Consider the following 13,023-nt stretch of genomic DNA (forward strand, 5'->3'; position numbering starts at 1 on the left):
CGGCCTTAGCTTTTGCTTGAGTTTCAGCTACTTCTTGAGCTTTAACTGCTTCACGAACTTTAGCTGTATCTTGAACTGTAGTTGTTTTTTCAACTTTAACTACTGGCTGAACTTTAATTGGAGCTTTACCTGTTAAGTAAGGAACATGAACATAAGCTGTTTTTCCGTTATATTCAAATTGAATCCAATCATTTTGTACTTGGTGTGTTGTTTCGATTATATCATCTTTTTTCAACTTACCAAGAATCTCTGAATCTGTGTTTGCACCAGCACGTACGTTTAATACGTTTGCTGTTACGTAGTAAGTGTCTTTTGTATAGTCAGCACTTATGAAAGCTTCTTTACCGCTATTCAATTGAACTTTTGACCAACCATTTTCTGTATGTAAAACATTTACTTTATATCCATCTAATAATTTTCCTACAACTTTTGATTCAGTAGTTGGGTTTTCTCGTACGTTTAGTACGTCAGTCGTTACGATTGTTTCTGCTTTAGCAGATGTTGTGAAAATCCCAAGACCAAAAACCGCTGCTGTTGCTATACCCATAAATTTTTTCATAATAGCCTCCATTGCATTTGTTTTCGTTGACCTCATTATAGCAACCATTATTTTCTTATTTGCGAAAAACATATAATTACAAAGCTTTCGTAACGGAGCATTAATATTCTGTAACAATTCCATAAATATCCTGATAGCGCTTCCTTGTTGTTTTTTGGCGTATCAGGGCATATAAAACACAAAATGAGTAGCATTTCAATTACTGTAACATTAATAATATTACAGTAATGTTTCTTTTGAATGTCTGTAGTGTTACGAGAATGATGTATTTTACTGTTTGAATGAAAAAATAGTTATGAAATGATAATGTTTTTAGGTGTGAAAACATATAAACGAGGTGAAATTTAATAAAATATCGATATAATTGTTACAAAATCAGTCGATGTATGGAAAAAATTACGCCTTGATTTTCGTCTGTTACATAGTATTTTTGCAATAATAGGATTAGATAATAGCCTTAGTACCTATAAATAATGAAGAGTAATAGAATGATAGTTGTAACGTGAAACATATATAATAGAAGAAACTCGATTTAATAGGTAAATAAAAAACGCAGGAGTGTAAACTCCTACGTTTTTGTTTATTCATATCGTAAACATTCAATTGGATCAAGTTTTGCAGCTTTGTTAGCTGGTAGTAGTCCGAATGCAATACCGATCAGCATTGAAATACCTACTGCAAGAAGTCCAAGTTCTTTTGAGACAACGAGTGGCCATCCAGCAAAGATTGAGACGATCCAAGCGAAGAAAATACCGAGCATGAATCCGATGAAACCACCAAGTCCTGTTAAAATACAAGATTCGATTAAGAATTGTGTTAATACTTTACCACGTGTTGCACCAAGAGCTTTACGAATACCAATCTCACGTGTACGTTCTGTTACAGATACGAGCATGATGTTCATTACACCGATACCACCAACAAGTAAGGAGATAGCAGCAATACCACCGAATACCATTTTCATCATACCGATTGATTCGTCTAGTTGTTTCGTAAATTCACCTAAGTCTTGTGCTTCGAATTTGTGCTCAAATTTAGGAGCTTTCAGTTCGTTTAAGACAGAAACGGCTTGTTTTTCTACACTTTTACGTTCTGTCGGAGAGGTCATTGTTAATCTTACGGAGTCATACTCATTTACTCCTGAAATTACAGGTGCATTTTCAAGTGATGTATAACCTTCAGGCATAGGCATTCCAAAGTCGTTTTTCGTTTCGTATACACCGACTATTTTATAAGGCTTTCCTTTTATATCTGTGTATTGGTTTGATTCCCAACCACTAAATAATTTGTTGAAAGCTTCTTCATTTAATATAACAGCAGGGATTGCTTGGTTTAGTTCACTGTCATTTAATTCACGACCGTGAACTAATTTTATTTTCGAATCTTTCATAAAGGCGCCTGTTCCACCTTTTAAATCAAGATTTACATCTTTTGAACCAGCAGATGCTTTTACTTTCATACTTACGTCTGGATATACATCTTTAACGCCTGGTACAGTTTGCAGACGGTTTAGCATATCAGGTGTGATTTTGGCACTATCTGTTCCGTAATCAGGATTGTTGTAGTAAATCGTTACTTCGTTATCTTTTCCTTGGCCTAATTCTTTTTTAAACTTTGCGTTTGTACCATCACCCATTGAAATGATAGTAATAATGGCACTAATACCGATAATAATACCTAGCATCGTTAAGATGGAACGCATTTTATGAGCAAAGATAGAGGAAAGGGCCATGCGTATATTTTCACTCGTATTCAAAATTAACCTCTCCAATCTTGGACGACATTTCCGTCACGAATTACAATTTGACGTGCTGCAGCTTCCCCGATTTCACGGTCATGGGTAATCATAATGATTGTTGAGCCTTGTTTATTTAATTCGTAAAAGAGGTCCATAATTTGTGTACTTGTTTTCGTATCAAGTGCTCCCGTCGGTTCATCGGCTAAAATGAATTTTGGGTTATTTACGATTGCGCGGGCAACGGCGACACGTTGCTTTTGACCACCGGATAATTCGTTTGGTAAGTGAGTAGCGCGATCAGCTAAACCGACTTTTGTTAAAGCGGCTAATGAGCGTTCGCGTCTTTCTTTTTTATCAACTCCAGCGTAAATAAGAGGTAGCTCTACATTTTGAAGTGCTGTAAGTCTCGGTAATAACATGAAGTTTTGGAATACGAATCCGATTTCTTTATTACGAACATGTGCAAGTTCTGTTTCAGACATGTTTGAAATGTTTTGTCCAGCTAGTTCGTACGTACCCGTCGTCGGTTTATCTAAGCAACCAATAATGTTCATTAATGTTGATTTACCAGAACCAGAAGGTCCCATAATAGAAGTGAATTCTCCTTGATTCAGTGTTACGTCAATTCCGTGTAATATTTGAACGGATTCTGCACCATTTTGGAAGGATTTCGTGATGCCTTTTAAGTTAATCACTGGGCGACAACCTCCATACCATCTTTTAAGTCTTTTTCAGGTTTAGAGATAACTTCCTCTCCTTTTTTCACTCCAGAAACTTTTGATTCGCTATCAGTCTCGAATTCAACAGTAACTGCTTGTTCTTTCGCTTTACCGTCTTTTACAACGAAGACAACATTTTTGTCACCTTTTTTCACGATACTGCTTTTCGGAACAATTGTACCAGTTGCTTCGCCAGATTTACTTGTTACGTATACGTGGAAGCCGTTTTGTAGTTCGTCACTATTATCTAATGTGACAGTGAATTGATAGTTAGAAACAGTTTTATTTTCATCCATGCTCTTTAATGGTGTAGAACCGATTTCTGTTACTTTTCCTGTCCAAGTCTTACCAGCGACAGTTTTTGAGGAAACAGTTACTTCTTGCCCAACTTTCATACTAGCAAGCTCATATTCAGAAAGTTGACCTTTTACCTTGAATTGACCAGCGTGACGAAGAGTAATTCCGCTCATACCTGTTTTTTCGTCAGCAGTTTTCACGATATCATCAATTACGCCATCAGCAGGACTTGTTACAGAAAGTGTGTTTACTTTTTCTTTTGCTGCTTTAATCATTTCATCAGCTTTTTCAACTTCAAACTTTTTCATTTCAAGTTGTGATTCTAATTGCCCAACTTCAACTTCTGATGCTTTTAATGCTTCAGAAGGAAGGCCTGCATTTTTATCTTTTTGTAATTTTTGTTTCGCTGCATCAATTTGTTTTTGAAACAACGTTACTTCTTTTTGTGCGATTTTCTTTTGCATTTCTGCTTCTGTTACACCTTGTTTAGCAGTAGGGTCATTGTATTTAAACAGAAGCTGACCTTTTTTCACTTCATCGCCTTTTTTTACAGCTAATTCATATGTTCCTTTTGTTGGATCGAATGAAATAGTTTCAATTCCGTTTGGAATAACTTCGCCACCAAATTTTTGCGCGTTTTGGATTTGTTTTTCAGTTACTTTATATCCGCTATATGCCATTGCTACTTCTGAACCGCCACCACCAGCAAATGCAAAGTATGATCCAGCTGCAATTCCAATTGCTACTACACTAGTAATTAACACTTTATTTTTCTTTTTCATCTATTTATCACCTTTTCGTTCGTTTTAGTATCTACATTAAGTATAGAAGAGGTGAAGAATCTGACAAATCGTTTTAGCTTACAATAACCTTACAGTTTTGTAAGGTATGAATATGTAAATGTAAGGTAGAGGTTGTCCTAGTATAAGCAAATGAATTGACTCGTTGTTTCTTTCTTACAATAATATTGTATGAAGGAGAGGAGGAAGGAAGATGGAAGCTTATTTTAGTGCGCATCCATTAAAATCGTTTATTCCATACTCAAGACAACACGTCCTTATATTATTTATTATGTTGGTGGGGATATTTTTTCTGTATCAATACCAAGATTTATTGCGTCAAAGTGAGTGGAATATAACGGTTCGATATGCGATTGCATTTTTATTTATAGGTAGTGAAATTGGGCTCTATATGTGGGAGTGGAAAGCGGGGATTTTTGAGCTAGCTACTTCATTACCGTTTGAGTTATGTACGATTAGTTTATTATTAGCGTCGATTATGATTGTAACGAAAAGTTATCGCATATATGAGATTGTATTTTTTACAGGAATTATTGGTGCATCACAAGCCATTTTAACGCCGAACTTGCAGTATACTTTTCCACATTTTCGTTTCATTGAATATTTCATCGCACATGTATTGCTCATTTGGGCACCGCTCTTTATGACTTGGGTAGAAGGGTATCGTCCTACATTACAATCTATTAAACGTACGATGATATTTTTAAACATATTGATTCCGATTGTTTCGTTTGTAAATTACAAAACAGGCGGTAATTATATGTTTTTAGCTCATAAGCCAGAAACTGCTTCATTACTCGATATGTTAGGGCCGCATCCTTACTATATTATTTCATTAGAAATAGCTGCGCTTATTGGATGTTACACTTTGTATATGCCGTTTGCGAAAAGAGAGAGGCATGCGCATAAAGAATCACTAGGATCATAGCCTAGTGATTTTTTATCTTTAAAATATTTACAATTCTGAAAATTAAGAATAAAATTAGGGGGTAAATTATATATAGAGAGAAGGGAAAACGTGGTCAAAAAAGTTTTTCTAAATGGAATGGAAGTGACGATTCAATTTCTTATTTCGATTTTGGGGATTATTATTTTAGGGACTTTGCCGAAATTATTTTATGGATTTAAGATGGATGTATCAAAGTACATACAGACTTTAAAAGAAGTGTTTGTGAACTTAATGGATATTTCCAATTTGCAATATGTGAGAGGTAAATTTTTATTTCCACAGTTGTTCGTCCATTATAAAGAAACGATTATTATTTTTTTGGCTGCTTTTTTCATTTCATTATTTGTAGCATTTTGCATTGTTTATGTAATTATGAGTAGTTCACCGCGTATACAACATCGAATTAAATCATTTCTTATCTTCCTAGAATCCATTCCAGATATTCTTCTTATTTTAGTATCACAAATCTTAGTTGTATGGTTTTTTAAACAAACAGGTTTTTTACCTTTTCAAATTGCGTCAATTGGAGGCGAGTCGATTAGAGGGTTGCCAATATTGTGTTTGAGCATCCCGACTACGATTATGTTTGTAAAAATGGTAGTGATTCGTTTTGAAAATGAACTAGAAAAAGATTATGTACTATTTGCTAAGGCGAAAGGACTGGGGCGTTTTCATATTTTAAATCGTCATATTTTACGAAATGTGTTGCTTAGTACATTATTCTTTGCGAAAACGAATATCTTTTTTATGTTATCTAATTTATATATTATAGAATGGATTTTTAATACGGGTGGTATTTTTATGTTTTTGAAATCGTATGAGGGTATTAGAGTTGAGGTTTTCATCGTTAGTATGCTGCTTATATATATCCCGATATTTATTTTATTCAAGCTGTTTCATTATTTCATTCCAACTGCGATGAAGGAGAGATTATAATATGTGGATGTATATAAAACGCGATAAAAGATTTTGGATAAGTATTGGGTTTCTTCTCATATTAGTTCTTTTGAGCATCGGAAATACGTTATGGAATGATGGACACATTAGGCAAGTTACATTGCAATATGATGCAGATGAAAATCCACAAGTGCCACCGTTTTCACCTTCATTACAATTTTTACTCGGGACAGACCGGAAAGGATACGACCTGTTACATTTAGTCATTGAAGGTGCGAAGTGGACGATTGGTATATCTATTTTAATTGCGGCACTTAGAATGGTGATAGGTGTGTTTTTTGGTGTTGTGCTTGGAACATATGTAAAAAGAGGTTTTTCAAAAATTGAGGCTTTCTTTGATAGTTTTACAGTTATTCCAACAGTTATGATTGCGTACTTTTTTCTTCACTTTGCAAATGCATTTGGGAGTGGAGAGGAAACAACAACCTTTTTTGAAAGGGCTTCGTTTCAAGTTTTATTACTTGTAATGCTTGTGATGCCAGTTATTGCACTGTATGTTGCGAAGGAAGTCCGTAAGTTGAGAACCGAAGAATTTATTGAAGCTGCGTGCATATTAGGTGGATCGAGAAGGCATATTGTTATAAAGTATATTTTCCCGCATCTCTATATGACGTTTATACTTGTATTTTTTCAGCAGTTTACGCAAACTCTTACTATTTTACTGCACTTAGGGTTACTAGAAATATTCTTTGGCGGAACAGTTCAGTTTTTAGGACCGATAGAAGAAATAGAATCATACACACATGAATGGTCAGGCTTAATTGGAGTCTATTTTAGATCATTAACAGTGAATCCGTGGATCCCTCTCGTTCCGATTACATTTTTTGGACTTACTATTTTTTCAGGAAATATGATTGTAAAAAGTATAGAAGAGGCGATGTTGAAAGTAAGATTAGGAGGAGAGATAAAGAAGGACGTAGTAGAAGCGGAACAATCTGTTGTGCAGTCAAAAGAAGATTTATTTACTTTTAAACATACGATGTGAAGAGAAAAAGAAGCAAGCATGGATTTCATGCTTGCTTCTTTTTTTTATTTTGTAGAAACTTCACCTGCAGCTTCTGTTTGCGGAATAAAGTATCCAATTATACCACCGATTATTGCTGGAATGATCCAGCCAATTCCTAAGTTATAAAAAGGAATGGTGTGTACGATATTAGCGATAAAATCTGGTATCATTTCCACATTATCAAGTGCATGAATACAGCTAATAATAAACGCTGCGATCATCGCTCCAATGTAGACAGAAGGTTTACGTTTCGTATATTTATCGATAAATGATACGAAAACTAAAATGATCGTAATTGGGTACAAAATAATTAATACAGGTAATGTGATTTTAATTAATAAGCTTAATCCTAAGTTTGAAATAACGAAACTAAAGATACAAACGTATAGTACAAGCTTTTTGTATGAAACATTTGTTAGCACTGTTGTGAAGTAATTTGCAAATGCACTCACAACACCAATTGCCGTTGTTAAACAAGCGAAGATAATGGCGATACTTAATAAAATATTACCGCTTGTCCCAAAGAATTGATACATAACAGTAGCTAATAGCTGCCCACCGTTTTCGAATTGTCCTAAGTTTCCGTTTGAAGCTCCAATATAACCGAGTAAGAAGTAAACAATTGTTAAGAATAGAGCAGCGATACTTCCGCAAATGATTGTATATTTTGCGATAGATTTCTTCTCTTGTATACCATTTTGACGAATTGCATTTACAACAATTGTTGATAGTACGAGAGCCCCAATTGCATCTAACGTTAAAAATCCTTCAAGAAATCCTTTGAAAAACGGGATGTCTTTATAGTCACCGATAGGTTCTGCAAACGTCCCTGGTGAAAGAATCGCTTTTGTTGCCATAATTGCAATAATTACAAGTAAAATTGGCGTTAATATTTTACCGATATGATCTACTAGCTTGGATGGATTTAATGATAAGAAGTAAACGACTGTGAAGAAAATCGCACTAAAAACTAACATAGAATACCATTGATCTGGGAAAAGTGGTGCAATCCCGATTTCATAAGATACAGATCCAGTTCGTGGAATAACAAATAGTGGGCCGATTGAAAGATAAATAATGATAGCGAATACTGCTGCGAATTTTGGATGAACACGGCTCGCTAAAGTGTTAAAACTACCACCAGCAAGGGCAACAGCAACGATAGCAAGTAAAGATAAACCGACGTCTGTAATAATAAACCCTGTAATGGAAACCCACATATTTTCTCCGGAAGAAAGACCAAGAAGGGGCGGGAAAATCATATTACCAGCACCGAAGAAAACTGCGAATAGTAATAAACTAATCGAAAGTATTTGCGCTGGTTTTAAAGTTGTACGCATATAAAGAAAATCCTCCTAATGAGTATTTTTTGTCGAAAATTCAAATAATTTGTCGAGTAACTGTTATTATTTTAAAGGTCTGATGATTAGAAAGCAATAGGGAATTTTGAAAATATTAAAAAATAATGCATTAAATCGAATAAATATACTATTTATATGTTTAATAGGAAGGATTTAACTTTTAACATAAAAAAACACATACCGCTAGGATACATGTTTTAAAAAAATATTTTTTTATCACGTTCTTCTTTTAAAATTTCAACTGCTTCTCGGAAACGTTGTGAATGGACAATTTCTCGTTCACGTAAAAAGCGTAGGCTGTCATTTATATCTGGATCATCTGATAAGTTAATGAGCCATTGATATGTTGCGCGTGCTTTTTCTTCAGCTGCAATATCCTCGTATAGATCGGCAATTGGATCACCTTTAGCCTGTATATAGGTTGCAGTAAATGGAACACCAGCAGCGTTATGGTAATGAAGAGCGCTGTCATGGTCGACGTAATGAGGGTCAAGACCAGCTGCCTTCATCTGTTCAGGAGTCGCATCTTTCGTCAGCTTATAAACCATCGTAGCAATCATTTCAAGGTGAGCAAATTCTTCTGTGCCAATATCAGTAAGAAGGCCAATGACTTTATCAGGAATTGTATAACGTTGATTTAAGTAACGTAGTGCAGCAGCTAACTCGCCATCTGCACCGCCGTATTGCTCAATTAATAATTTTGCAAGTGCTGGATTGCAAGTTCCCACTTTAACTGGGTATTGTAATTTCTTTTCATAAATCCACATAGTTTCTCTCCTTTATATTTGCCATGGCCAAGGACCTTTGCTCCATTCCCAAGGGGCATTAGAATAGCTGTTTCCAAACTGTTGGAGTGGTCCGTATTTTTCTTCCATCTTTTGTTTTAATACTCTCCGTTTATAGGAAAAATCATTAAATTGATTAATCGCAGCGGTGTCATCTGGATGTGTATCTAAATAAAGAGTGAGTTCAACTAGTACAAAGTCCAGTTCTTGAAGCTCCAGTAAAAGCTGATAGTATTCTTCTGGTAGCGATTGAGTCACGTCAGTAGTCACCGCCCTTTTTTATAAGGATTTTCATAATAGTCATAAAAAACAGGCCATAAAGTCCCTTTTTGTAGTGCTTCTTTTGGCGTGAATTGCGGTAAGTTTGGCGGTTGAAAGCCTAAAAATAAATTAGGAGGAGTAGAATAATATTTTTTTCCGATAGGAGGACAAGGATCGAGAGGACTATGATAGGGCACGAATGATCTCATATATTTATTCACGAATAAACCTCCTTAAATGTTCATTACTACGTATTATATTCAGACATAATAGGCCTTTATGACACATATAAAAAAGTAATAAGTGCAGGGGGAATGAATGTGGAGAATGTAAAAAATTTAATTGTGTTAGAAGTAAAGAACTTAAAGGAAACTCTGTATTTTTACGAAGGAATTTTAGGAATAACACCTAGTTCAGAAAGACCACAATTAGATATTACAGGTGTTTGGTATGATGCCGATTCAACGAGAATTAGTTTTGTTATGAATCGCATGTTAGGAGGAAGAGAGAAGAGTGTTACGAATTCATGCGATGGTTTAACATTTTCGATTTCTAACATAGAGAAGTTAAAAAAGAAGCTAGCGTTTTATGAAATTTTATATATGGAAAACAAAAGTGAGAAGAGTATTGTAGTACAAGACCCAGATGGATACAAACTTCAAGTGATAGAGAAGGCCGAATAAAAGGAGGGGATTTAGTGGAGAGAAATTATGAAGAAAGTGCGTTGTTTGAGCATCAATTTTGGCTAAAGGTGCTTACTGATCATTCGCAATTTTTACTTGATGCATTAGCTCCGAAGGAAAAAGAGGATATAAAGAAGGCCGCTTATTTTCTTGAAACATTTACGAATCTTTTAAATAAAGTACATAATGTGAATCTCATTACATTTTCAAAAGAGGCAGAACGAGCCGCAAAGGAAATAAGAATGTTTAAATTAAGTATTATACAGAAACAACTCGAGGGAAAAATCACTATTCATTTTACGCCAACTTTCATCAATCATATGGTAAACGAAGTAGAAGAGTATATAACAGTGTTAGAATTTTTAAAGAAAGGAGAAGTTCCGCCTGTTTTTCATGAATTACATTATCACCTCGTTTGGTTAACAGATGCGGCTGGTCATGCAGGATCTATTTCTGGTGGACTAGATCTTGTTGAAAAAAGATTAAAAGAGAAAAGTGAAGAATTCACGAAGCACTTTGAAAAATTTTACTTAAAGGCAGTTGAGATGACAGGGTATTTACGGACAGAGCTTCATCATTTTCCTGCATTAAAGAAGTTTACAAAAGATGTTTCACTTGAGTTAAAATTATTTTCACATTTTCTCCATGAAGTTGAAGAGCTAGAGTTATCGAATGAAATATTAAGTACATTATCTGCTAGAATGGCGGATCATATGGCAAGAGAAGAATGTTATTACTTATTAAAATTAGCGCAATCATCTGGACTTGAGATACCAAAATGTAATCCGCTTTAAAGAAAAAAGAGGCCAATTTTATTTGGCCTCTTTTTCTGTTTTATTTTCTCTTTTTATTTTCGCTTGTTCAATACTTGCCTGTAATGTCTCCATAATATTGATGATGTTTGGAGTTGGAGAGATTGTTTCGGTTTTTTCCTGTTGTTCAATTTTGTTTTCGATTAGTTCGGTAAGTGCTTCTTTATACTCATCTGTATACATTTCTTGTTCAAAAGGATTTGTAAGGTGGTGGATTAAATTAATTGCTGCTGTGAGTTCTTGTTTTTGAATAGGATAATTTTCATTACTTGGTAAGTTAGGTGTATTTGTTATATCGCGAATTTCATTAGGATAGTGAATAGTTTGTAACATAAGCCCATCTTCAAAGTTACGGATAATAGCTAAATGTTGTTTTTTTCTAATAGAAATATGAATAAGCCCAAGTTTATTTGTACGTTCAAGAGCCTCTTTTAATAATAAATATGATTTTTCATGTCCTGGGGTAGGGCCTATAAAATAAGAACGGTCATAAAGAACAGAATCGATTTCGTTATTTTGGACAAAAGATATAATACGAATGGAGCGTGGTTCGTGAGCTTTTTGTAATTCAGCCAATTCTTTTTCATCTATAATAATGTATTTATGAGGTGCGTATTCATAGGCTTTTACAATATCTGTATCATCGATTTCTTCATCCGTGCAATCGGGAGCAAATTTTTTATATTTAATAGGTGTTAAGCATTCTTTATGGAGACTTAAAAATTTTATATCGTTTTCTTCTACAGCACTATATAGTTTAATTCCTATATTTAATAATCCAAGTGAGAGTGCACCTTTCCATACGGTATGCAAATGAAGTCTCTCCTTTCCTTACAAATGATTATGTATATTATGAGATAGTAAGAAATTTCCTATACGTTTATTTGCTTTTTTAGTGAAGAGTAAGCGGGAGAGCCTGAGATATAAAATATATTGACAAGCCCTTCGAAATATTTTAATGTGAGTGTATAAAATTGTCTATAAAGGGGAGTAACTTATTACAGTAAAGTCGTCATTACAGGGAGAAACCCTCGGCTTTATTGGCAACGTTCCGTTGTTAGTGAGACCTTTACCAGCAATGGTAAAGGCCCCTTATTGTCTTTTTTAGGACCCTTACCATGTTTGGTAGGGTCCTTTTTGTATACAAAGAGAGGAGATATAAAAATGAAAAAACTTATTAGTAGATTAAGAGTTGTATTTCATGTTCGCCGATTTGTTCCATTTCTATTTGACTTTTTCACTTCAAAAGAGGTTTCAATAAAGAAGAAAATTTTATCTATTGCGTTTTTAGTTGGTTATGTTGCGATGCCGCTCGATTTAATTCCAGACTTCTTACCGTTTATCGGTATTTTAGATGATATTGGAATTGTGTTATTTATTTTGAACCGAATTGTAAAAATGGCGCCAGTTCAATTACAAGAAAAGCATAACGTAAACGTAGGATAGGAGTTAAAAATATGGAGCAAATTATTTTAGATATAATCGAGTTTTTAAAGCAGTTTTCTTATTTTGGAGTTGTGTTAGCATTAACGTTTGAATTTATTCCAGCAGAAGTAGTTTTGCCCATGGTTGGTTATTGGGTGTACGAGGGAGATATGAATTTTTGGCTTGCTGTACTAGCCGGAACCCTTGGCGGAACGACAGGACCTTTAACGTTATATGCACTCGGTTATTACGGCGGTCGTCCTCTATTAATAAAATACGGGAAATACTTCTTCATTAAAGAAGAACAAATTCAAAAAGCAGATGATTTCTTTGAGAAATATGGACCGGTTGTAGCATTTGTTGGACGCTTTGTGCCAGGAGTTCGAACGCTTATTTCTGTTCCGTGTGGTATGGCGAAAATGAACATATGGAAATTTAGTATATATACATTTGTAGCAATGTTCCCATTAACGACTTTATATGTTTATTTTGGAATGAAATTAGGTCCTCATTGGGAAAAAGCAGCGGACGTTGTTGGGCAATATATGCTACCGATATTAGGAGGCGTTATTCTTATCGTTGCTAGTATCTTTGTCTATAAATATATGAAGAAAAGAAATAAAACGGAATCTATCTAGTCATTTGAATATTTTTTGAAAATAGATGAATAG

The 13,023-nt window shown here is 34.6% G+C and carries 16 protein-coding genes; 7 read left to right on the top strand and 9 right to left on the bottom strand.

Going from position 1 to position 13,023, the window contains the following annotated elements:
• The 4 genes from MR160_RS10635 to MR160_RS10650 all read right to left on the bottom strand — a co-directional run.
• Positions 1-682, bottom strand: a 682-nt coding sequence (locus tag MR160_RS10635; RefSeq protein WP_242297330.1) for an SH3 domain-containing protein, incomplete at its 3' end; no start/stop codon positions are given.
• Positions 683-1,139: 457 nt separating this feature from the next.
• Positions 1,140-2,291 (bottom strand): ABC transporter permease, encoded by a 1,152-nt coding sequence (locus tag MR160_RS10640; RefSeq protein ID WP_003309116.1) that lies wholly within the window; start codon positions 2,289-2,291, stop codon positions 1,140-1,142.
• 26 nt (positions 2,292-2,317) lie between these two features.
• Complete coding sequence (locus tag MR160_RS10645; RefSeq protein WP_000609101.1) at positions 2,318-2,992, bottom strand: ABC transporter ATP-binding protein; 675 nt, start codon at positions 2,990-2,992, stop codon at positions 2,318-2,320.
• Positions 2,989-4,095: an efflux RND transporter periplasmic adaptor subunit gene (locus MR160_RS10650; protein ID WP_000728803.1), complete on the bottom strand. Its 1,107-nt coding sequence runs from the start codon at positions 4,093-4,095 to the stop codon at positions 2,989-2,991. Before MR160_RS10650 ends, MR160_RS10645 begins: the two co-directional genes overlap by 4 nt.
• Positions 4,096-4,306: 211 nt before the next feature.
• Here MR160_RS10650 and MR160_RS10655 point away from each other — a divergent pair, with 211 nt between their 5' ends.
• The 3 genes from MR160_RS10655 (at position 4,307) to MR160_RS10665 (ending at position 7,004) form a co-directional block, all read left to right on the top strand.
• Complete coding sequence (locus MR160_RS10655) at positions 4,307-5,041, top strand: YwaF family protein (protein WP_000388717.1); 735 nt, start codon at positions 4,307-4,309, stop codon at positions 5,039-5,041.
• A 90-nt stretch (positions 5,042-5,131) separates the two neighbouring features.
• Positions 5,132-5,998, top strand: coding sequence for an ABC transporter permease subunit (locus tag MR160_RS10660; protein ID WP_136804448.1), 867 nt, complete (start codon positions 5,132-5,134; stop codon positions 5,996-5,998).
• Between the two features lies 1 nt (position 5,999).
• Entirely contained in the window at positions 6,000-7,004 is a 1,005-nt protein-coding gene (locus MR160_RS10665; protein ID WP_079245096.1) for an ABC transporter permease, read from the top strand.
• 44 nt (positions 7,005-7,048) lie between these two features.
• Here MR160_RS10665 and brnQ2 read toward each other — a convergent pair whose 3' ends face one another.
• The 4 genes from brnQ2 to MR160_RS10685 all read right to left on the bottom strand — a co-directional run bounded on the left by brnQ2 (position 7,049) and on the right by MR160_RS10685 (position 9,653).
• Positions 7,049-8,365, bottom strand: a complete 1,317-nt coding sequence (gene brnQ2 / locus MR160_RS10670) for a branched-chain amino acid transport system II carrier protein BrnQ2 (RefSeq protein WP_001260933.1) — start codon at positions 8,363-8,365, stop codon at positions 7,049-7,051.
• A 218-nt stretch (positions 8,366-8,583) separates the two neighbouring features.
• The gene (cotJC, locus tag MR160_RS10675) at positions 8,584-9,153 is read right to left on the bottom strand and encodes a spore coat protein CotJC (RefSeq protein WP_000265275.1); all 570 of its coding nucleotides are present in this window, start codon (positions 9,151-9,153) and stop codon (positions 8,584-8,586) included.
• 12 nt (positions 9,154-9,165) lie between these two features.
• On the bottom strand, positions 9,166-9,429 hold the full coding sequence (locus MR160_RS10680) for a spore coat protein CotJB (protein WP_000194492.1): 264 nt from the start codon (positions 9,427-9,429) through the stop codon (positions 9,166-9,168).
• 8 nt (positions 9,430-9,437) lie between these two features.
• Entirely contained in the window at positions 9,438-9,653 is a 216-nt protein-coding gene (locus tag MR160_RS10685; RefSeq protein WP_001046257.1) for a spore coat associated protein CotJA, read from the bottom strand.
• Between the two features lie 93 nt (positions 9,654-9,746).
• Here MR160_RS10685 and MR160_RS10690 point away from each other — a divergent pair, with 93 nt between their 5' ends.
• Both MR160_RS10690 and MR160_RS10695 read left to right on the top strand, forming a co-directional pair.
• Entirely contained in the window at positions 9,747-10,115 is a 369-nt protein-coding gene (locus tag MR160_RS10690; RefSeq protein ID WP_003257386.1) for a VOC family protein, read from the top strand.
• 14 nt (positions 10,116-10,129) lie between these two features.
• A complete protein-coding gene (locus MR160_RS10695) occupies positions 10,130-10,909 on the top strand; it encodes a DUF2935 domain-containing protein (RefSeq protein ID WP_000440984.1) in 780 nt (259 codons plus the stop codon).
• A gap of 18 nt (positions 10,910-10,927) precedes the next feature.
• Here the strand turns inward: MR160_RS10695 and ku are convergent, their stop codons facing one another.
• Positions 10,928-11,740: a non-homologous end joining protein Ku gene (ku, locus tag MR160_RS10700; protein WP_000557750.1), complete on the bottom strand. Its 813-nt coding sequence runs from the start codon at positions 11,738-11,740 to the stop codon at positions 10,928-10,930.
• Between the two features lie 351 nt (positions 11,741-12,091).
• Here ku and MR160_RS10705 point away from each other — a divergent pair, with 351 nt between their 5' ends.
• Together MR160_RS10705 and MR160_RS10710 are read left to right on the top strand one after the other, a co-directional pair.
• A complete protein-coding gene (locus MR160_RS10705) occupies positions 12,092-12,373 on the top strand; it encodes a YkvA family protein (RefSeq protein ID WP_000733844.1) in 282 nt (93 codons plus the stop codon).
• 11 nt (positions 12,374-12,384) lie between these two features.
• Positions 12,385-12,990 (top strand): DedA family protein, encoded by a 606-nt coding sequence (locus MR160_RS10710; RefSeq protein ID WP_000435017.1) that lies wholly within the window; start codon positions 12,385-12,387, stop codon positions 12,988-12,990.
• Positions 12,991-13,023: the final 33 nt, after the last annotated feature.

It is taken from the genome of Bacillus cereus group sp. BfR-BA-01382, assembly GCF_022663475.1.
In the GTDB taxonomy this organism is placed as follows: Bacteria; Bacillota; Bacilli; order Bacillales; family Bacillaceae_G; genus Bacillus_A; species Bacillus_A thuringiensis_S.